General features: G+C 63.8%; 18 protein-coding genes. 4 read left to right on the top strand and 14 right to left on the bottom strand.

Annotation, left to right across the window (positions count from 1 at the left end; genetic code table 11):
- The first annotated feature begins 31 nt into the window (after positions 1-31).
- Positions 32-1,642 carry a DUF5597 domain-containing protein gene (locus tag IE187_RS03570; RefSeq protein WP_189675124.1) on the top strand — a complete coding sequence of 537 codons (1,611 nt, stop codon included), beginning with the start codon at positions 32-34 and terminating at the stop codon, positions 1,640-1,642.
- Between the two features lie 31 nt (positions 1,643-1,673).
- On the opposite strand, the gene IE187_RS03565 is transcribed toward IE187_RS03570, so the two are convergent.
- Positions 1,674-3,203 carry a tryptophan halogenase family protein gene (locus tag IE187_RS03565; protein WP_189675123.1) on the bottom strand — a complete coding sequence of 510 codons (1,530 nt, stop codon included), beginning with the start codon at positions 3,201-3,203 and terminating at the stop codon, positions 1,674-1,676.
- A 267-nt stretch (positions 3,204-3,470) separates the two neighbouring features.
- On the opposite strand from IE187_RS03565, the gene IE187_RS03560 reads away from it, so the two are divergent.
- A complete protein-coding gene (locus tag IE187_RS03560) occupies positions 3,471-6,404 on the top strand; it encodes a TonB-dependent receptor (RefSeq protein WP_189675122.1) in 2,934 nt (977 codons plus the stop codon).
- A gap of 146 nt (positions 6,405-6,550) precedes the next feature.
- On the opposite strand, the gene IE187_RS03555 is transcribed toward IE187_RS03560, so the two are convergent.
- The 13 genes from IE187_RS03555 to IE187_RS03500 form a co-directional block, all read right to left on the bottom strand.
- The gene (locus IE187_RS03555) at positions 6,551-6,907 is read right to left on the bottom strand and encodes an L-rhamnose mutarotase (RefSeq protein ID WP_189675121.1); all 357 of its coding nucleotides are present in this window, start codon (positions 6,905-6,907) and stop codon (positions 6,551-6,553) included.
- A 14-nt stretch (positions 6,908-6,921) separates the two neighbouring features.
- Positions 6,922-7,650, bottom strand: coding sequence for an SDR family oxidoreductase (locus tag IE187_RS03550; protein ID WP_308435268.1), 729 nt, complete (start codon positions 7,648-7,650; stop codon positions 6,922-6,924).
- Positions 7,647-8,849, bottom strand: a complete 1,203-nt coding sequence (locus IE187_RS21255; protein WP_229839210.1) for a UxaA family hydrolase — start codon at positions 8,847-8,849, stop codon at positions 7,647-7,649. The genes IE187_RS03550 and IE187_RS21255 overlap by 4 nt, the downstream gene beginning before the upstream one ends.
- Positions 8,846-9,142 carry a UxaA family hydrolase gene (locus IE187_RS03545; protein WP_189675119.1) on the bottom strand — a complete coding sequence of 99 codons (297 nt, stop codon included), beginning with the start codon at positions 9,140-9,142 and terminating at the stop codon, positions 8,846-8,848. The genes IE187_RS21255 and IE187_RS03545 overlap by 4 nt, the downstream gene beginning before the upstream one ends.
- Positions 9,139-10,110: an aldo/keto reductase gene (locus tag IE187_RS03540; protein WP_189675118.1), complete on the bottom strand. Its 972-nt coding sequence runs from the start codon at positions 10,108-10,110 to the stop codon at positions 9,139-9,141. The genes IE187_RS03545 and IE187_RS03540 overlap by 4 nt, the downstream gene beginning before the upstream one ends.
- A complete protein-coding gene (locus tag IE187_RS03535) occupies positions 10,107-10,910 on the bottom strand; it encodes an amidohydrolase family protein (RefSeq protein ID WP_189675117.1) in 804 nt (267 codons plus the stop codon). The genes IE187_RS03540 and IE187_RS03535 overlap by 4 nt, the downstream gene beginning before the upstream one ends.
- Entirely contained in the window at positions 10,907-12,148 is a 1,242-nt protein-coding gene (gene fucP / locus IE187_RS03530; protein WP_229839209.1) for an L-fucose:H+ symporter permease, read from the bottom strand. The genes IE187_RS03535 and fucP overlap by 4 nt, the downstream gene beginning before the upstream one ends.
- On the bottom strand, positions 12,145-13,773 hold the full coding sequence (locus IE187_RS03525; RefSeq protein WP_189675116.1) for an alpha-L-fucosidase: 1,629 nt from the start codon (positions 13,771-13,773) through the stop codon (positions 12,145-12,147). Before IE187_RS03525 ends, fucP begins: the two co-directional genes overlap by 4 nt.
- On the bottom strand, positions 13,770-14,585 hold the full coding sequence (locus tag IE187_RS03520) for an SGNH/GDSL hydrolase family protein (protein ID WP_189675115.1): 816 nt from the start codon (positions 14,583-14,585) through the stop codon (positions 13,770-13,772). The genes IE187_RS03525 and IE187_RS03520 overlap by 4 nt, the downstream gene beginning before the upstream one ends.
- A 140-nt stretch (positions 14,586-14,725) precedes the next feature.
- A complete protein-coding gene (locus IE187_RS03515; RefSeq protein WP_229839208.1) occupies positions 14,726-15,610 on the bottom strand; it encodes an alpha/beta hydrolase in 885 nt (294 codons plus the stop codon).
- 4 nt (positions 15,611-15,614) lie between these two features.
- A complete protein-coding gene (locus IE187_RS03510; protein ID WP_189675113.1) occupies positions 15,615-16,445 on the bottom strand; it encodes a GDSL-type esterase/lipase family protein in 831 nt (276 codons plus the stop codon).
- Between the two features lie 70 nt (positions 16,446-16,515).
- Positions 16,516-16,791 (bottom strand): hypothetical protein, encoded by a 276-nt coding sequence (locus IE187_RS03505; RefSeq protein WP_189675112.1) that lies wholly within the window; start codon positions 16,789-16,791, stop codon positions 16,516-16,518.
- A gap of 240 nt (positions 16,792-17,031) precedes the next feature.
- On the bottom strand, positions 17,032-17,754 hold the full coding sequence (locus tag IE187_RS03500; RefSeq protein ID WP_189675111.1) for an IS6 family transposase: 723 nt from the start codon (positions 17,752-17,754) through the stop codon (positions 17,032-17,034).
- Between the two features lie 198 nt (positions 17,755-17,952).
- On the opposite strand from IE187_RS03500, the gene IE187_RS03495 reads away from it, so the two are divergent.
- Complete coding sequence (locus IE187_RS03495) at positions 17,953-18,990, top strand: ComEC/Rec2 family competence protein (protein WP_189675110.1); 1,038 nt, start codon at positions 17,953-17,955, stop codon at positions 18,988-18,990.
- Between the two features lie 537 nt (positions 18,991-19,527).
- Positions 19,528-21,237, top strand: a complete 1,710-nt coding sequence (locus IE187_RS03490) for a S10 family peptidase (RefSeq protein WP_229839207.1) — start codon at positions 19,528-19,530, stop codon at positions 21,235-21,237.
- Positions 21,238-21,416: the final 179 nt, after the last annotated feature.

Genomic DNA, 21,416 nt, shown 5'->3' with positions numbered 1-21,416 from the left:
GCAAGAATGCCAAGTACGGGAGAGGATCATCATGAAAACGATATTACATATCTGGACGGTATTCACAGCGCTCGCTGCGGCCGCCCCGGCGCTCGCGCAATCCGGCGAAGTCCCGCAAATCGTCTCGCGCAACGGCCATCATGCGCTGATCGTCGACGGCGCGCCGTTCCTGATGCTCGGCGCGCAAGTCAACAATTCGAGCAATTATGCTGCGGCGCTCACGTCGGTATGGCCGATGCTCGACCGGCTTCACGCCAATACCGTCGAAGTGCCGATTGCGTGGCAGCAGCTCGAGCCGACCGAAGGCCGCTTCGATTACAGTTTCCTCCAGACGCTGCTCGATCAAGCGCGCGAGCACGACAAGCGGCTCGTCCTGCTCTGGTTCGGCACGTACAAGAATACCGGGCCGAGCTACGCGCCCGACTGGGTCAAGCAGGACAATCGCCGCTTTCCGCGGATGAAGCTGCGCGACGGCACCGATCATTACGTCCTCTCGCCCAACGCGCGCACCACGCTCGAGGCCGACAAGCGCGCGTTCCTCAAGCTGATCACCTATCTGCGCGACCATGACCGCCAGAACACCACGATCCTGGTGCAAGTCGAGAACGAGACCGGCAGCTATCGCAGCCCCCGCGATTACGGCCCCGAGGCGCAGAAACTCTTCGTCGGCCCGGTTCCCGCAGCGCTCGGGAAGGCGGGGACGTGGACCCAGGCATACGGCGCGCAAGCCGATCGTGCTTTCAATACGTGGTACACCGCGGCGTATTGCGGAGAGCTCGCCGCGGCGGGCAAGGCGATCAAGCCGCTGCCGATGTACGTCAACGCCTCGCTTGCCGATGCCTTCAAGATTCCGGAGCCAACCGCCGTCTCGAGCGGCGGACCACAACAGGACGTGCTCGACATCTGGAAGGCGGCGGCGCCTGCGATCGATTATCAGGCGCCCGATATCTACGACCGCAAGAGCGCCGACGTATTCGCCTATCTCGATGCGTTTCGCCGACCCGACAATGCGCTAGCGGTGCCCGAGATCGGCAACGCCGCCGAATATGCGCGCTTCTTCTGGGCGGCGCTTGGGCGCGGCGCGATCGGCTTCGCGCCGTTCGGCATGGATGCGACGGGCTATTACAACTACCCGCTCGGCGCCAAGACGCTCGACGATCACACGATCGAGACGTTCGCCGCGCCCTATCGTCTGTTCGCCGACATGCAGCGCGAGTGGGCGAAGATCGCGTTCGAGCGTCCGACCTGGGGCACCGCCAAGGGCGACGACGGCAAGCCGCAATCGACCACGTTGGGGGATTGGACGATCACTGCGAGTTACGGCGAATGGCAGTTCGGCCACCGCGTCGACACTTGGATCAAGTCCCAGCCGCCATCCTGGGCGAACGAGGCCGTCGGTGGCGCGGTCGCCGCACAAATCGCGCCCGATCAATATCTGGTCGCGGGTGACCATGTCCGGCTCGACTTCGCGCCGGCAGCCGGCGCTCCGAAAAACGCGATGATCCTCCGGGTCGAGGAGGGGCGGTTAGTCAAGGGCGCGTTCGTCGTCGATCGCGTGTGGAACGGCGACCAGACCGATTACGGGCTGAACTTCATCGATAACCCGGTGTTGCTGCGCGTGACGACGGGGCGGTACGGGTAACCCCCCCCGCTCGATGCCAAGTGCACCTTGATTATCGGTCAGCCGCCGGCGCTGCGCAGGTGGTACGGATGAAGTCGGCATGCGTCGGCATCGCCTTTACGGCCTGCGCCACTGCGCCACGGATGCGCGGCAAAAGCGCCGCCATCGTGTCGAACTGAAGTCCCGCCATCGGGTCGCTCTGCCCCGGCGTCACGCCTTGACCTTCCATCACCGCGACCCAGCTCGGCTCGAGGAACAGGTCGAGTGCGACTGGGAAGAAGCGCCCGCGACTGCGATACAGTGCGAGCCTTTCAGCCAGTGTATCGGGGATCGGCATCTCTGCGCAATGACGCCAGAAGGGCGAGTCGTCGCGCGTCGTTGCATGATAGTGTAGCACCAGGAAATCGCGGATCCGCTCGTATTCGGTAGCGGTGGTCGCGTTGTAATAGTCAATATCGGGCTGGGCGAACGATCGATCCGGGAACAGAGCGAGCAGTCGGGTGATCGCCGACTGGACAAGATGCAGGCTGGTCGATTCGAGCGGCTCAAGGAAACCGGCGGCGAGACCGACCGCGAGCACATTGCGGTTCCACACCTTCTTGCGCTTGCCCGTAGTGAAGCGCAGCAACCGAGCGTCCGCCAAGGGCTTGCCTTCGACGCCGGCGCGCAGCTCCGCCTCGGCTTGGTCGGCGCCGAGGAACTCGCTGCAGAACACATGGCCGTTGCCCGAGCGATGCTGCAATGGAATGCGCCACTGCCATCCTGCGCTCCCCGCGATTGAGCGCGTATAGGGCAGGGGGGAGCCGACGCGCTCAGTCGGGAGTGCGACTGCTCTGTCGCACGGCAACCAGTGTCGCCAGTCGTCATAACCGGTGCCGAGCGCGCCCTCGATCAGCATGCCGCGAAAGCCCGAGCAATCAACGAAAAAGTCGGCGTCGATCCGCCGCCCGTCGGCGAGCATCACGCCCGCAACATCGCCGCTCGCGTCGATTGGCACTTCGACCACACGCCCCTCGATGCGCACGACGCCATCGTCTTCCGCGCGTCCCCGCAGAAAGCGTGCGTAGCGCCCGGCGTCGAAATGAAAGGCGTAGCTGATGTTGTTGAGCGTGTTCCGCGGATCCGGACTCGGCCGACAGAATTTGCCCGACGCTGCTGCCATTGCGGGTAGGCTGTATTCGCTCAGCGACCCGGCCGCCGCCGGATTTGCGCGGGCCAGCGCGTGCCAATAGCTTGGGAATGGCAGCGGCCCGATATCGGCACCGAAGCGGCCGAAGGGATGCAGATAGCGACTGCCCAACGCGCTCCAATTCTCGAACGCGATACCCAATTTGAAGGTTGCCTGCGTCGCGCGCACAAAGTCATTTTCGTCGACACCAAGCAGCGTATTGAACTGGCGAATCGGCGGGATCGTTGCCTCGCCGACACCGACCGTCCCGATCTCGTCCGACTCTAGGAGCGTGATCCGGCATTGCTCACGCGGGAGCGAACGCGCCAATGCCGCAGCGGTCATCCACCCCGCCGACCCGCCCCCGACGATCAGAATTTTGCGAACTGGTTTCGCCTGCTGGCCTTCCGTCATCACGCTCTCCTCGATGTCGCAATAGCGCGGTCTTGTTAGCCAGACCAGCGTTCACCTATGAAACATGAAATCACCTATCCACAAATCTGTTGACCGGCAGACACTGTGCGAGTAGCGATGCGTCCAACGCGGACCTCCCCTGCATCGAGCAATGAATCGAGGGAGGCCGTAGGGGGAGGCGCAGTGGGCATGACCGCAACCTTCTCGAACGAACTGACGTCCCGCGCGCGAGCACGGGGCGTGGATGCTTTTGAAAAGGGAATACGAATGTCTGCTGTTGAAGGCGCCAATCGTTCGGGCATCGCGAAGTCGCTGCTATTGAGTGCGTCGCTGCTTCCGTTCTTAGCGATTGCTAGTCCCGCGCTAGCGCAGGACAGCCAGACACCGGCACTGTCCACCACCCGGCCGACTGCGCCGACCCCCGAAAATCGGTCGTTGCCGCGCAGCGCCGACAACAAAGATACGGCGGCGCCGGCAGCCGATGCGGCGGATCAGGACATCGTCGTAACCGGCTTCCGCAAGAGCTTGGCGACAGCGCAGGCAATCAAATTCAACGCCGATCAGTTCGTCGATTCGATCACAGCGACCGACATCGGGAAGCTTCCCGACAAGAACGTTGCTGAAGCGCTGCAGCGTATCTCGGGTGTTCAGATCACCCGTAATTATGGCGAAGGCTCGTCGGTTGCGATCCGCGGCCTGACGCAGGTTAAGACCGAACTCAACGGTCGTGACGTGTTCGGCGGTAGCGGTGGGCGCTCGCTTGGTTTCGAGGACGTTCCGTCCGAACTGCTCGGCGGCGTCGACGTCTACAAGGATCCGTCCGCCAAGGAGATCGAGGGCGGCATCGGCGGCATGATCAACCTGCGCACGCGTATGCCGTTCGACGAGAAGGGCTTCGTCGTCTCGACAACCATGGGCGCGAACTATTTCGATCTGTCGAAGCAGGCACGTTTCAACGGTTCGATCCTTGCCAGCAAGACTTGGCAGAACACCCCGATCGGCGAGATCGGCGTGCTGGTAGATTTGTCCTATTACGAGTCCTCGTTCCGCCGCGATCAAGCGACGATCGAGCCGTACGTGCCGACCACGACGGTCCCCGGCTATGTCGGCAAGACCATGTACGTTCCCGACGGTGCAGGTATCCAGGTCACTCAAGGCGACCGCGCGCGCAAAGGCATCTATGCTGCGCTCCAGTGGAAGCCCGCGAGCAACGTCGAAGTCTATGGCACCTATTTCCGGTCGCAATACGACATCTCGACACCGAACTATTCGGCGTTTGTGACCAACGGCACGAGCACCGATCAGCTGCGCTATCTTTCGCCGAACCCCGCCAGCAGATTCAAGTTCGCGTCCGATGGCACGTTCGTCTCGGGCGGCTATAACGGCTTCATTCCAGCCTATTCTGGCATCACTCCGGGCTTCCCTGATTTTACGCAGTATCAGAACACTGCGCTGAACCTGGCGACGAACACTCAGGTCAGCTTCACGCGCACCGTCACCACCGATTATGCCGGCGGCGTGAAGTGGTCGATTTCACCGCGGCTGCATGCCACGCTCGACGGGCAGTATGAGCGCGCGACGGCAACCAACAATAGCTACACCGCGTTCGCCCAAAAGGCGCTGGCCGGCTATCAGATCGATCTGAGTGGCAGTCTGCCGACGATCAGCTTCCAGAGCGCACCCGGCGGGGCGTCCAACACCGATTTGTCGTCCTATGTAGTCAATGCCGTGATGGATCATCTTGAGGACAGCGTCGCTACGCAGAAAGCGGGGCGCCTCGACCTCACCTGGGACTTCGACAACAGCATCCTACAGTCAATCCAGGGCGGTATTCGCTATACCGATCGCAGCGCGATCAACCGCAGTACGCCGTACAATTGGACCTATGCCGGCGGCCAGAATCTGACGCTCGCCAGCCCGGCGTCCTCAGGCGTGCTGGCGCCGTACGGAACGCTGTTCGGCGGGCAGGGTACCAACATTGTTGGTGCGGTTCCCTATGTCGATGCCGCCGTCTTCAACAATCCTGCTGCTACTTTTCAGACGCTGGGAGGGCGTTCGCTCATCCACTTCGGCCCGCTGGACGTCAACACGCAGCGAGAGAAGACCTATGCCGGCTATCTTACCGCGTATTTCAAGGTTCAGGCCGGGCTGCCGATCGACGGCAACATCGCCGTGCGCGTGGTCAAGACCACCAACGACGCGATCGGCACGACCCAGTTGAGCTATCGTACCAGCCTGATCGGGACCACGCCCGACGTCGGCGCGGTCACCATCTTCACGCCCTATTCGGCAAGCCAGAACTACACCAAGGTCCTGCCGAGCCTGAACCTGCGTGCGCACATTACGAGCAAGTTGCAGTTGCGCGCCGCGGCTTCGGAAGGGCTGTCGCGTCCCAACTTCGCCGATCTTCGTGCCATCCGCTCGGTATCGATCAATTATAATGCGGTCCGCGATCCGGTGACCAACCAGATCCTCAGCTATGTACCGAATGGTGGCACCGGTAACGGCGGCAATCCATTGCTCAAGCCGCTGACCACCGACCAGGCGGATCTCGCGCTCGAATGGAACGCCGGGCGTACCACCTTCCTGTACGGCACGATCTTCTACAAGAAGCTCAAGAACTTCACGACGACCCAAGTCTTCAACCAGTCCGTCACGCCGCCGGGCGGCACCGCGCAGACCGTGTCCTACACCGCGCTCGTCAACGGCACCGACGGCAAGGTCAAGGGCGCCGAACTCGGCGGTAACACCTTCTTCGATTTCCTACCCGGACCGCTCGCTGGTTTCGGCGTCCAGGCCAACGTGACGTATGTCGACAGCAGCGCGCCGGGTTCCGCGGGCACGCTGTTCGACGGCACGGCTGCGCCGACCCAGCTGCAGGGCCTGTCGAAGTGGAGCTACAACGTGGTCGGCCTGTACGAAAAGTACGGCGTCAGTGCCCGCGCTGCCTACAATTGGCGCAGCAGCTATGTCGACTCGATCTCGAGCAATGGCACCGGTGCCGTACCGATCCTGTACCGTCCCTACGGTCAGCTTGACACTTCGATCGCGTTCAACTTCACCCCGAAGGTTTCAATGACGATCGACGCGACAAACCTGCTTCGTGCGAAGTACAACAGCTATCAGTATTTTGCGCAGGACCCGCGTAACTACGAGCTGAACGATCGTCGTTTCGGCATCACCTTCCGGATGCGCAACTGATCTGACATCAACCGGCAACGGGCGGCCCTCCCTCGTTTCCTCCCCCTGACCGCCCGGATGGCATCGCTTTGGCATTGTCGTTCGGGCGGATTTTTGCTTGTGACACGGATATGCGCTGCAAGCGGCGACGCGGGGACGGGCGGTCGTCAGGGCTGTTCGGAAAGTCCGAAAATCCGAGTCGCGGCGGTCCATTTCGCAGTCGGGTCGCCGCCGGGAATCGGTTGCTGGAAGCCGTCCATCATCCGCTCCCACGCCTGGATTTCGGGGTCGGCCGAATCGCTCGCCGCCTTGGCGGCAGGATCGAAGCCGGCATCGGTGTCGAGCAGCATCACCAACCGGGCGCCGGCGCGGAAGATGCGCATGTCGCGGATCCCCGCAGCACGAATGCTGGCGACGACCGCAGCAGGCACCGCGCCCGCCGCGTGCCAGCCATCATAGGCTGCGATCGCCGCAGGCTCGTCCTTCAGATCGAGCAACAGCACCTGCGTCGCGGAACCGGTCATGCGTAGGCCGTTCTTCAGTTGATCCAGCCGCCATCGATGATATGCGCCTGGCCGGTCGTAAAGGCGGATTCGTCGCTCGCCAGATACAGCGCCAGCGCGGCAATCTCTTCGGGCCGGCCGAGCCGTCCCATCGGTTGGCGCGCGGTGAAATCCCGGCGAGCCTGCTCGTAATCCCCCGTATCGCGCAGCCGCTGCTGCAGCGAGGGCGAATCGACCGTGCCCGGGCAGATCGCGTTACAGCGCACGCCCTGCGCCACGAAGTCGGCCGCGACCGCCTTGGTCAGGCCGATCACAGCCGCCTTGGTCGCGCCGTACGCAAAGCGGTTGGGCACACCCTTGATCGAACTGGCGACCGATGCGACATTGACGATGCTGCCGCCGCCGGCCGTGAGCATTCCCGGCAAATAGGCGCGGATCGTGCGATAGATCGCAGTGACGTTAAGGTCGTTAGAAAAAGACCAGGCCTGTTCGTCGCAGTCGAGGATCGTGCCGCTATACACAGCGCCCGCGCAGTTCATCAGCACGTCGATCGGCCCGGTCCGCGCCGGAATGGACGCGACCGCAGCCGGATCGCACACGTCGAGCGCCAGCATGTCGCAGGCAAGACCGTCAAGTTTCACTGCATCGATGTCCGTCGCGATGACGCGCGCTCCTTCGGCGACGAAGAGCTCGGCACATGCGCGACCGATGCCCTGACCGGCGGCCGTGACGAGTACGGTCTTGCCGCTGAGACGGCCGCTCACGCTGCGTGGCTCCGCGGCAAGCAGGCAGGGCCTACTGGCTCGAACGTCTTGTACGTCAGGATGAATTCGCGGTGGCCAAGTTCTTCCGACACGCTGCGCTCGCCCCCCGCGACCGCGAGAGTGCGTTCGTAAATTTCGTCGCCAACGGCCCCGATTGTCGCATTGCCCTCGAGAATGCGTCCTGCATTGATGTCCATATCTCCCGCCAGTTTGCGCGCCGTCTCGGGATTGGCGCAGATCTTGATGACCGGCGAGATCGCCGATCCGACCACAGATCCGCGCCCGGTGGTGAATAGGTTGATGTGCGCGCCGCATGCGATCAGCTCGACGATCTCGGCATTGTCCGAGATGTTTGGGAAGCCGAAGCGCGGCTCGCCGTCCGGAACGACGTCAAGCAAATACAGGCCGGGCGAGGGGGGCAGGTCGCCGGGTTTGACGATCCCCGAAATCGGAGAGCTCCCCGACTTGGAATAGGCGCCCATCGATTTTTCCTCCTGAGTGGTAAGTCCGCCCTCGGCATTACCCGGCGCGAAGCTGCCGAAGCCGAGGATGGTATAATAGCGTTCGGCCTTCTCGATGCTGGCGACGAGTTCGGCGCCGAGCTCGGGAGTGAGCGCACGGTCGGCGATGATGTTCTCGCAGCCGACCAGTTCGCCGGTCTCCTCGAAGATGCAGGTCGCGCCCTCGGCGACGAAGCGATCGAACGCACGGCCGACCGCGGGGTTGGCGGTGATCCCGCTGGTCCCGTCCGATCCGCCGCAGATCGTGCCGATGACCAGTTCGCTCGGCGCCATCGCCACGCGCGCGCCGGCATCGGCGATCGCCTTGGAGCGCGCGACGGCTTCCATGCCTGCGGCGATCGTCGCCGCGGTGCCGCCATTCTCCTGGATCACCAGTGTCTCGACCGGACGGCCGCTGGCTTTGACTACAGCGGCAAGGCCTTCGCGGTTGAAGCTCTCACAGCCGAGCGACAGGATCACCAGCCCGCCGACATTCGGGTGCGTGGCGATCGCCTTCATCACTTTGTCGGCGTAGCTATTGGGATAGCAGCCGGGAAAGCCGATCAGATGGACGTCGGGGTCGTCGGTCTTATCGACGATCTTGCGCGCCACGTGATGTGCGCATTCGACGAGATAGGCGACGGCGATGACGTTGCGGATGCCCTTGCGGCCATCGGCGCGAGCCCAGGCGGAAATCATGATGTGCTCCGTTCGAGCGTATCGCGCATGTGCGTCGCGATATAGTCGCTCTTCATATTGTGCAGGTGAACGTGTTCGCCCCGGTCGGCAGGCGCGGTAATCGATCCGATCGGCGCGCCGTATTTGATTACGGTGTCGCCTGCGACCAGGGCTGCCCGCGCGATCTTGTGCCCGACTTCGACGCGCGACCGCATCGCGATCGGGGCACCGTCGATCGCGACGAGATCGCCCGGCGCGACGGCAGCGGTGACAACGAGGATGTTGTCGTCGGGGTGGAGGAGGATCGCGCTCATGCGGCGTGCTCATGTGGGGAGGGCACGCCGACGGCGTCCCACAATGCGTCCGGTATCGGCCATTCGGCATATTGCAGCGTAGCGGCGACCTGCTCCGCACCGACCAGACCCGGAATCACGCAGGCGACCGCCGCCTCGCGCAGCGGGAATTGCAGCGCGGCGGCGGGAAGCGGTACGTCGAACCGCGCGCACGCGCGCTCGAGCTCGGCGACGCGCGCCACGACCGAGGCGGGCGGGGGCGCATAGTCGAAGTGGCTGGCGGTGCGGCTGCCCTCGACCAGGATGCCGCTATTATAGGGTCCGCCGATCACCAACCGCGTGCCAGTCGCGCGGCAGCGTTCGATCAGCGCCGCCGCCGCATCCTGTTCGAGCAGGGTATAGCGCCCGGCAAGCAGGATGACGTCGAGTTCGACCCGGTCGAGCAACACGTGACACACCGCGATCTCGTTGACCCCGACGCCGATCCCGGCAACCTCGCCCGCGTCGCGCAACCGGCGCAGTGCGAGATACCCGCCGGCGAGAAAGTCGGCCATGTGCCGTGCAGCGTCGTTACCGTGTACCATCGCGCCCAGATCGTGCGCGAACAGCAGGTCGATCCGCTCGCGCCGCAACCGCGCCCGGCTGGCGTCGATGCTGCGCAGCACCGCATCGTACGTATAGTCGAACACCGGCTCGAGGGGCGGCGCATCGACGAAGCCATGGCGCTCTGCCGCGTCACTGTCGGTCGGCTCGAGCAAGCGGCCGACCTTGGTCGAAATCAGCGCGCGCGCCTGTGGATCGTGCTCGGCGAGCGCAGCGCCCAGGCGCGTTTCGCCGAGGCCGAAGCCGTAATGTGGCGCGACGTCGAAATAGCCGATGCCCGCGGCCAGCGCTGCAGCAACGGTCTCGCCGGCGACACGATCGTCGACCGGGCGATACAGATTGCCGATTCCGGCACAGCCCATGCCGAGCGTGGGAAGCGCGATCATGCGGCTAATCCATAAACGAAAGCAGCCGTCTCGCGGAACACCGCCCGATGTTGCACGACTGGAACCAGGTCGCGCGCCTTGGCGAGCCATTCGGCGTGGCTGGCGGCGAGGTGCAGTACCGGCCAGTCGCTGCCCCATAGGATGCGATCGGGCCCAAAGGCCGCTTGCACCGCGGCGACGATCTCGGCGATGCGCGCATCCTCTTGGCCGGCGACGACCTCGTTCAGCAGGCCCGAGAGCTTGCACCATGTTTTCGGAAACGCCGCGAGTGTCCGTAGCGCTTCGCTCCATGCACCGAGCGCGCCTAGGTCCGGCTTGCCGGCATGATCGACGACGATCCGCAAATCGGGATGACGCTGCGCCAGCCGGGCGAGCGCCGGCAGATGCTGCGGGCGGACGAGCGCTTCGAGCACCAGCCCCGCCGTCGTCATCACCGCGAACGCGGCATCCAGCGCCGGGTCGTCATACCAGTCCGCCGCACGATCCTGCACCATCGGCCGGAGCCCGCGCAGCTTGGGCCGGGCGGAGAGTTCGGTGATGCGCTCAGCCGCATTGGATGCATGCAGGTCGCACCATCCGACGACGCCCGCGACAAAGGCGTCCTGCGCCGCGAGGTCGAGCAGCCAGTCGGTATCGATCGCGTTTTCCTGGCTCTGCACCAGGATCACGCCGTCGATTCCGCGCGCGATTGCGCGATAGTCGTCGAGGTCGAAATCGCGATGGATTGCGGTCAGCTCTGCGGTCGGCCATGTGCAGCCATTGGCGCCGATCCGCCAGACATGGACGTGCGCGTCGATCATGCCGACCGCCGCGCGCTAAACAGGCCGAACAAAAGGACGACAAGGAAGCACACCGCCGGCACCAGCATCGCGCGCACGATCGAGCCAGTCGAATCCGACACAGATCCCATCACCGCCGGGAACACTGCGCCGCCGATGATCGCCATTACGAGCAAGGCCGAAGCCGCCTTGGTGCGCGTGCCGAGACCATCGACCGCTTCGGCGAAGATCGTCGGGTACATGATCGACATGAAGAAGCTGCTGGCAACCAGCGCAACCACGCCCGCCATGCCTCCGGCCAACGCGGCGAAGCCGCAACAGGCTGCACCAGCCGCGGCGAACACCGATAAAAGCGGGAGCGGACGAATTCGGCCCATCAGGCCGGCACCGACGAAGCGGCCGACCATGAACACCACCAGAGAGGCGGTGAGATAGCCCGCCGCCTGCGTCGCGGGCGTGCCGGGAAGCGCGACGATGGTGTAGCGGATCATGAAGCTCCACACGCCGACTTGCGCGCCGACATAGAAAAACTGAGCGAGCACGCCGACCAGGAAGCGCGGCATGCGCGCCAGCTCAGCGAAGTCCGCGGCAACGCCCACGCCCTCGTCAGCATCGGGCGCGGTCGCGATCGCGGGGAAGGGGGCGAGCCGGATCAGCAACGCCCAGAATAGTACGCCAAGCCCGATCACCAGATACGGGATCTGCACCGCCGCGGCCTGGCCTGCGCGATCGATCCCCGGCGGCGCATCGGACAGGATGAAGGCGCGTCCGATCAGCACCCCGGTAATCGATCCGAGCGGATTGAACGCCTGCGCAAAGTTCAGCCGGCGCGATGCGGTCGCCGCGCTGCCGAGCCGCGCTATTAGCGGATTGGCCGAGGTTTCGAGAAAGGCGAGGCCGCTCGCGATGACGAACAAGGCGGTGAGGAACGCGGGATAGCTGAGCGCGCTCGCCGCCGGCCAGAACAGCAAGGCTCCCGCGCCGTACAGCCCGAGCCCGAGCAGCACCGCAGCGCGATAGCCATAAGCGCGCATGAACAATGCCGCCGGAATCGCGAGGCAGAAATAGCCGAGATAGAAAGCGGATTGCACCAGCCCGGCGCCGAAGTCGCCCAGGCTGAACAGACCCTTGAAGTGCGTGATCAGCACGTCGTTGAGATTGTTCGCCACGCCCCACAGGAAGAACAAAGCGACAATCAGGACTGTCGGCACGACGCGCGCGGCGCTCATGCCGCGCGGCGGTGCGAGGGGCGCGTTCATACCAGCCCTCGCCCATCGAGCCGGATCACCGGCACGAACCCGCCATCGGGCTTGCGCGGCAGATCGAAATGCAGCCCCGCCGCATCCTGGCGATACGGCACCGGCCCGCCGCCGAGCAAGGTCGCGCATTCGATCACGCCGTCCAAGCGTCCGCGCGCGAGCGACGCGACCGAGGCGGTCCCGCTCGGCCAGCCGAGAAACAGGACGTATAGCGCGCCCTTGTTGGTGGTGAAGCGCACGTCGCGTGGCGTGAACGCGCCAGCGCCCGCCTCGTTCTGCATCCCGGGGGTGAGTTTCGTCGGACCCTCGCCATAGCTGCGCCACGGGCGCGAACCGAAGATCGCTTCGTCGTTGATCGCGGTCCATTCGCCCAGCCGGTCGAGGATCTTCTCCTCCTCGCTGTCAATCGCGCCATGCCCCGGTTGCGGCACCGACAGCAGCAAATTGCCGTTCTTCGACACGACGTCCGCCAGGCGCTGCGTGACCTGTTCGGCGGTCTTATAGCTTTTGTCGTTTAGCCGCGCGACATTGTAGAACCAGTCGCCGAGGCACGTGTCAGTCTGCCACGGCTCCTCCCACAGATGGTCCGTGAAACCGCGCTCGACATCCTGCACCACGCCGAAGCGCTCGTTGGGCTTCAACTGCTTGGCGAACAGCGCGACGTCGATCTTGCCCGACCATTGGATCGAGCGGTTGTAATAATCGGCCGCCGCTTCGAGTCCGATCGGGCCGAACGGTAGGCCGTAATTGTCGAAATAGATCAGGTCCGGCTTGTACTTTTCGACCAGGTCGGTCTGGCGCAACAGCCAGCGGGTGACATAGGCCGGATCGTCGGTCGGGCCGGTCTCGATCCACTGGCCGTCATGTTTGTCGTGCCAGGCGTTCATGCCCGCAATGTTGTCGATCCCGTCGGGCATCACCATATGACCGCCGGTATAGAGTTCGCGTGGATCGAGCCCGTCCCACCATTGGCCGCGACCATCCGCCTTGGTCAGCTTGAACGCATCGTAGCGCTCGCCTTTATTCGGACCGGTCGGGTCATAGCCATATCCGGTCTGATACCAGTGCCAGCTGTGCGCCGAATGGTTCGACACGCCGAACTTGAGGCCCGCCTTGCGCGCCACCTTCTCCCAGGTGCCAACCACGTCGCGCCTCGGCCCGACGCGCAGCGAGTTCCACGCATGATAGCGGCTGTCGAAACAATCGAGGTTGTCGTGATGGTTGGCCAGCGCCATGAAATAGCGCGCGCCGACCTTCTTGTAGCGTGCGATTAGCGCGTCGGGATCCCAGCGTTCGGCGGTCCATAGGTTCTGGACGTCCTTCATCCCCGCCACGGTCGGATGGCCGTAGGTCTTGCAGTGATGCTCGTACATCGGGTGGCCCTGCATATACAGGAAGCGGCCGTACCAATCGCCTCGCTCGGGCACCGATTGCGGGCCCCAGTGCGCCCACAGGCCAAGCTTGGCGTCGCGAAACCAGTCGGGATATCGATAGTTGGAGACGAGCGACGGCCAGTTGGGCTGGACCGGTCCGCGCGCCAGCCCCATTGGGCTTTGAGCGAGCGCGCCGCGCGCCATCGGAAGCGCCGCCATGCCGGCAAGGATCGAGCGCCGGGAGAAGGTCATTTGCTGCCTCGATTGCTCAGAGTCGTGGCGATCGAGGCGAGCGCAAGCGGGTGCATGATGGCATAGCCTTGCGGCGTCGGGTGAACGCCGTCGCTGGCGAGGCCCGGTTTCATGGCGCCGTTGGGCGCTGCGAGCGCGGCGAAATAATCGACGTACACGAAGCCGTTTGCCTTAGCGTAGGCGCGCAGCCAGGCGTTGAGCGTGGCGATCTGCTGAACCGGATGCTTCGACGGGCTCCACGGGAAGGCGGCGGCGGGCGGGATCGAGGCGAGAATCACCTTGATGCCATGTGCGCGCGCGAGTTCGGCCATGCTGGCGATATTACCCTCGACTGTCTCGAGCGTCGCCGCACCAGTATTGCCGGCAACGTCGTTGGTGCCGGCCATAATGTGCACTGCCCGCGGTTTCAGCGCGATCACGTCATCTCGGAACCGCGCCAGCATCTGCGGCGTCGTCTGCCCGCTGATCCCGCGATCGACTACTCCGCCCGAGAAGAGCGCCGAGTCGGAGTGGATCCAATTGTCGGTGATCGAATCGCCCATGAAGACCACGCGGACCGGCGCCCGGCTGGCCGCGAGCGCTTTATTGTCGGCGGCGTAGCGGCACGACTGGCTGAAGTCGCGCGTCAGCATGTGCAGGTTCCATACTTGCCAGCCGGCGCCGTCGGTCGGGCGGGGGTGTTGCCGACATGGTTGCGCCACGATGCCGACCGGATCGCCTGCATAGGGGTCGCCCGGCACATTGGTCTGCGCGTGCGCGGCCGGCGCCAATGTCGCCAGCAGCGGCAGCGTCCAGAGTAAGCGTCGAGCCATAGCGTGATCCTCTCCATGCCGGCTGTGTCCTGCGCGGCCGCGGAGCGAATGCGTGGCATAACCGATTTATCGGTGCATCTATAAAGTGAAATTTTATATATGCACAGGGGTCTCGCATAGCTGAAGCGGATTTCTGTGCGTCAGATGGCAAAGACCCCTTTGCTTACTCCGAAAGCTTGGAAGAGGTCGGGCCATGCCGATCCCGGCATGCTGCGCGGCAGGCGCACGCCGAAGCCATGCCCGCCCGCGTCGAACACGTGGAGCTCGCTCGGGCGCTTGAGCGCGATGAGCGCCGTGAACAGCCCGATGCTGTTGGCGACCGGCACCAGATCGTCATCGGCGGCATGGACCAGAAAGGTCGGCGGCGTATCGGCGGTCACGCCCGTCTCGACCGACCCGGCGTGGCGCAGTGCGGCGGGCGCATCGGCGCCGAGCAGCATGTCGCGTGACCCGCCATGCGTGAACGGCGCCTCCAGACTCACCACCGGGTAGACCAAGCCGACCAGATCGGGTCGCGCCGACACCGTGTCGATCCGGTCGACCGGCGCATAGACGGCTTCGCCGAAACGGGTCGCGAGCGACCCGGCAAGATGGCCGCCGGCCGAGAAGCCCAGAGCAGCGATCCTGTGCGGATCTACCCTGAACCGCGTCGCCTTGGCACGGATCAGCCGCAGCGCGCGCTGCGCGTCCTGCAGCGGCACGTGCGGCCGATCGGTCCAACCCTCGTTGGGCAAGCGGTACAGCAGGATGAAGGCCGTAATACCGCGATCGTTCAGCCACTGTGCCTGCGACGTCCCCTCATTGTCATACGATAGGAAGCCATAGCCGCCGCCCGGCATGATCAGCACCGCCGCGCCGTTGGGCCGAGCCGGTCGGCGCACCACCAGCACCGGTTCCGCGATCCCGCTGATCCAGCGATCGGGACGCAGCGGGTCGTGCGACTGATCGGCGACCTTGCGCACGATCGCGGCATGGCGATCGCCCGGTATCGCGCCGCCAACCAAAAGTGTTCGACGTGTCGGCATCACGTCACTCATCATTATTACCTTCCAGGGTGTTGTGGCTTCGTCGCGAGAGCGCCTCAGCGATCGCCTTCGCGGCGACGGGCGCCATGCGCGCATAGCCTTGTTCGAGTGGATGGATCCCGTCGGCGGTGTAGCGCGCGGTCATAAGACCATGTGGATCGACCAGCGCCGCATAATAGTCGGCATAAGCGTAATGCCGTCGCGCGCAAAAGGCGCGGAGCCAGGTGTTCAGCCGGCGGAGTTCGGCCGGGTCGCGTTTCTTGACGACGTCGCCCGCGGCATCGGTATAATTGTCGACCGGGAGTAATGCACCGAACACCACCGCAATGTGATGCTGGTCGGCGAGATCGGCCAAAGTCTCCCAATTGGACTCGATCTGCACTGCGCTCTCGTGCTGCAGAAAGCCCTGCACGTCGTTGACACCGGCGAGAATCACGACCGCAGCGGGTTGGAGCGCGACCACGTCCTGATGGAAGCGCAACACCATCTGCGCGGTCACCTGGCTACCAACGCCACGATTGACATAGGGGCGTCCTGGGAAGCTCGCCGCCAGGTCCCACCGGTCGGTGATAGAATCGCCCAGGAAGACCACGCGCCGCTCGCCGACGCGCGGCGGGGGGAGCGCGGCATTAGCACTTTGGTAGAGATAGCGTTCGCCGAAATCCTGCATCAGACTTGGGATCAGCTTGGCACGAAACGGGCCGAGCCACGGACCCCAGTCCTGATCGACCACGACGCGTCGATCGGGAGAACTCTGATATTGGTGCGGCGCGGCTAGGACGGGGCAGGCGAACGAGAGCGATAGCGCGAGCAGCGCGGACAAGGTGTCCTTCATGGTAACGCCCTCCATCCCAAAGCCTCTTCAGCATTGCCGAGCGTCGGCGAAGGCGACCGACTTGTATCGATCATGCGAATATTGTTCCAGCGTCGTCAGACAAAAGCTCGAGGTTATTACCGAAGACGCGTGGCGTCGGATGATGCTGGGTAGGAGATTTGGCGACATCAATGCCGTCGGCATCCGAATGGCGGGTTACTGCAACGACACACAAGGTAGGGCATATGGGTGTCAAGACGACGAATGTCGTGCGCTTCGCTCTCTCTCTCTCTTTCTTTCTTCCAACATTTTTAACGCGCGCCCGGCAGATCGATTCGCCCAATCGCCGTGTGGTGAGATCGGCCACGAAACCTGCACCCTGCGACTAAAATCTTCGAGCCCGCCGGCGCTTTTCGCGATCCGCCCGGGCGTCCCGCGATGCTGAAAGCTGTGCGCGGCGAAGTGTTTGGTGAACTGAACGTCCGTCGGTTCATATTAACCCGGAGACACGCAACCTTGATCTTTATCGTGACGTCATCGCGAGGTGCTGTCGGTCTAACGCGAACCGCTTTCTCCACGATGCATGTCCGACTTTTGTGCGCGGGCCTTATCCCATAACTGACCGCCACTCGGCGTGGGCGGCTGAGCGGCGTTCCTTGTAGGTCCTGCGATCGACGAGATGGCGTTCGAGGGTTAAGTGATTGTGGATGTTGGCGTGCACGTTGGCGAACTTTTGTAGGGTCTTCATCTGCCTGAATCTGAGCATCGCCCGCTCTCGTCGTCGGAAGGGCAGGTGGCTGTTTTCCACCCGGTTATTGGCCCAGCGAGCGACCTCCTGCTTCTCCTCGTTCCCAAGGTCCTTCATCGCTGCGCGATAGGAGCGAAGGCCATCGGTCCTGATCGCCTCCGGCGAGCCATGGCGCTTAAGCGTCTTGTTCATGAAAGTCAGCGCCGCGGCTTTGTAGCGCGTCCTGGTGACAAAGCTTTCGAGGATCTCGCCTTCGTGATCGACCGCGCGCCAGAGGTAAACCATCTCGCCATTAAGCTTCACGTACATCTCGTCGAGATGCCAGCGCCAGTGTCGGAAGCCGCGCATCCGGTTGACCCGCCGCCGCCGGATGTCGTCGGCGAAGAGTGGGCCGAACCGCCCCCACCATTGCCGGACAGTCTCATGGCAAATGTCGATCCCGCGCTCGAACAAGAGATCCTCGACGTCTCGAAGCGATAGCGGGAACCGGACATACATCATCACAACAAGTCGGATCACCTCGGGTGACGAGTTAGATCGGCGGAACGGGCTAGGGGGCAGGGCTCTCGATTTGCGGCTCATTGGGCCACGGTAGCGAACGCCTCGTTGGTCTGACAGAGCCGTCCTGACCCTAGCAATCGCGCTGCATCCGGAACATGCTATCGCTTGACGAAGGCACCCAGCGCCCTGGAGAATAGAGCTTGGCGGAAGCACTGAGCGCGGCAACGATGCATGCGTAGTGGGAGAAGTGGCGTGCGGCGAAATAAAGTGCGAGCGCTAATGCTCGCCGCACTGGCAACGGTCCTGACCGCCGGGCGGGAGCCGCCGCTTCGAGTATACGCCATCGACGTCGAGGGCGGCTTCGCTACCCTCTACGTGACACCTCAGGGGCACAGCATGTTGATCGACACGGGCTGGCGGGCCGGCCTGGGTGGCCAACTCGGCGACCCGGACAGCGTCGACCGTATCGTGTCGGTGATGCGAGAAGCTCATGTCCAGCGGATCAACACTTTGCTTGTTACGCACTACCACCGCGACCATGTCGGCGGAGCGGTGGAGCTAATGGCTCGTGTGCCGGTAGATCGGGTGGTCGACCACGGGCCGAACCGGGAGTTTCCACCGGCCGGACAGCAGCCTGGCCCGGACAGCACCGTCGTGCTGTACGCCGAATATATGAAGGCCACCGGGCAGCGCCCCCACATCGTGCTCAAGCCGGGTGAGCAGCTGTTCATCGACGACCTGCAGATTACAGCGGTCAACAGTGATCGCGCTACTGTTGCCGAGCCGCTGCCGGGAGCGGGGACGACCGGTTATGGCTGCGATCGGGCAACCGTCAACGACAAGCTGGGCGGAGAGGAAAACCCGCGTTCGCTGGGCGTCCTCATTCAATGGGGCGCTGCACGGATCCTGTCGCTCGGCGATATGACCTGGGACATGGAGAACAGCCTTGCTTGTCCGCTGGACCTGATCGGCCCCGTCGACGTGATGTTCGCGGACAATCACGGCTCTGACAACGCGATGAGCCCCGTGTTCGTCGATACAATCCGCCCCCGGGTTGTGGTGTTCAACAACGGCCCCCTGAAGGGCGCGGCGCCGAACAGCATACGCGCGGTACAGAGCTCACCTCGGCTCCAGGGCGCTTGGCAGCTACATCAAGCAGAGGCGTCGGGCGCCGCCAATGTTGCCTCAGAGCATATCGTGAACGTGTCGACACCCAAAGACGCGATCCACACGCTGCGGCTGAATTTGTGGCGAGATCGGGCGATTTCAGTGTTTAACGGCCGGACCAAAGCCACGGCTTGGTACCTCCCCACCTGACCGCTGTGCCCTCGGTCGAGCCCTGCGAAGTGTTTTAAACAGACGCACAGGGCTCTCGATTTGCGGCTCATTGGACCTCGGTAGCGAACGCCTCGTTAATTTGAAGGAGCCCACAAGGAGCATGCTTTGGGGGGGCGAGCTTAAAGGCTTTGTTTTGCTGATCGCCGCGAACTGCGTCCGAGCCTAAATGCTGCACTACCGGCTGCGGGCAGCCACACGACACTGCGACTGCTGACATCGGACGGCAAGGTCTCGAACTGGGGCCTGTTGACTATTCTTGCCTCCAAGTCGTGCTGAAAAGCTGCCAGCCGAGCGCGATGGTGTCAAATCGGGGTAGGCCCCTACGGTCGGCAAAGCTGCCGTGGCCACACGTCATGGACGGCGGCGCCGGGGGACGCTTACGCGATAGGTGGGCTCGTCACAGCAGCTTTCGCAACTTGCGCCGCCTCCGGTGGACATCTGCGCGACGATGCAGCAAAGTTCCACGCGGGAACATCAATTCTGCCGGAGTTCAACGACTTGATGAAGGTTCGCTGCATGCGTGTCGCTGCTTTGATGGGATGCTCTACCATCCTGTTTTCTATCGCCACGCTTGCCGGCGCGAAGACGTCGCCCCCTGCGGCGACGACCGAAGCAGGCGATCGCGACCAGACCACGCCGTCGCGTGACGAGCCGGGCAGCGGCGACCGGATGAACACGCTTCCCGGTGGCGGCGCGCGCGCGCAAAAGGCGCAAGCCGCCAAGCTTGGCGACTCGGACATCGCGACGGCGCCCGTGCAAGAGACGCGATCGGCGACGCGTCACAGCATTGTGATCGGCGGTCGTAGCATCGACTATCTTGCGACTGCAGGCACGGTGTCGGTGCGCGACGACGACGGCAAGCCAGTCGCAAGCATGTTCTACGTGGCGTATACCGCCGGTGGCGACGGACGCGCCAGCAACCGACCGGTGACCTTCATCTACAATGGTGGCCCGGGCTCGTCGTCGATGTGGCTGCACATGGGCTCGATCGCACCGATGCGCGTACAGACCGACAGCCCGCAATCCACCGCGAACGCGCCATTCCACATGGTGCCCAACGGCGACAGCCTACTCGACAAGTCCGATCTCGTGTTCATCGACGCGATGGGGGCGGGCTTCTCGCGACCGCTGGGTGATACCAAGCTGCAGACCTTCTGGGGCACCGATCCCGATATCGACGTCTTCGCGCGCGCGATCGAGCGCTACATGACGCTCAACGATCGTTGGAACAGCCCCAAATTCCTGTTCGGCGAAAGCTACGGCACGACGCGTTCCGCGGGTCTCTCCTATCGCCTGGCCCAGGACGGCGCGCAATTGAACGGCGTGATCCTGCTGTCGTCGATCCTGAACTACGGTCGCCGGGCGCTCGGGCTGGACCAGGACTTGATCAACTACATGCCGACCTATGCCGCGATAGCGGCGTATCATAATCGGTTGCCCAGCCCGCCGGCCGACCTCCAGGCGTTTCTCCAGCAAGTCCGCGACTGGACGCGCGGACCCTATGCGCAAGCGCTCGCCCAGGGGCAGACTTTGCCCGACGAGCAGCGCCATGCCATCGCCACGCAGATGGCCGCTTATACCGGGCTCTCTGCGCGCTTCATCCTCGACAATGACTTGCGCGTGCCGGCGTCAGCCTTTCGCAAAGAATTGTTGCGCGACCAGCGCCGCACGCTTGGGCGCTATGACGCGCGTTTCGAAGGAATCGACGTGGGCGCGAGCGGTGAATCGCCCGAATATGATGCGTCGGACACCGGCATCACCGGTGCATTCGTGTCAAGCTTTCACCATTATCTGACTAACGAGCTGCGCTACGAAACGAATTTGACCTACCGACCGACCTATTATTCGTCCGCGCTGAAATGGACGTTCGACCACCGTCCACCGGGCGCACGGGGTGGCGCCGGGCAGACGACTGAAGCAGATGTCGCGCTCGATCTCTCGGCCGCGATGCGGCAAAATCCGCATTTGCGTGTCTATTCGCTAAACGGGCTGTACGACTTGGCGACGCCGTTTTTCGGGACTGAATATGATTTGGGACATATGCAGCTGGACCGCAGCCTCACCCCCAACGTGCGCTTCGCCTATTATCCGTCGGGCCATATGGTCTATTTGAACACCGATGCGCTGCATGCGATGAAGCAGGACCTGGCGCGCTTCTACGACGATGCGGCACCGGGCGCCTCGTCGGTCCGTAAGACCATGGGCCCGCGTGAGGGCAAGCGCTGAAGTGCCGCCCCCCACGGGCCGCCCTGGCGGCCAGTGGGGAGGCTCAATCAATCTTCGCCGGTCGCGCTCTCGGCTTGCGGCATGTCGCCGTCGCCGTTGCCGCGCGTTTCCCACCACAAGCGCGCGCGGGTGCGGTTACCGGTGACCTGTGAATCGGCACCCAAAGCGGGACCCTAGTA

The sequence above is a fragment of the Sphingomonas glacialis genome, from assembly GCF_014653575.1.
GTDB classification, from domain to species: Bacteria; Pseudomonadota; Alphaproteobacteria; order Sphingomonadales; family Sphingomonadaceae; genus Sphingomonas; species Sphingomonas glacialis.
The sequence above is the reverse complement of the archived record's forward strand: the minus strand, read 5'-3'. Positions and strand labels throughout refer to the sequence as shown.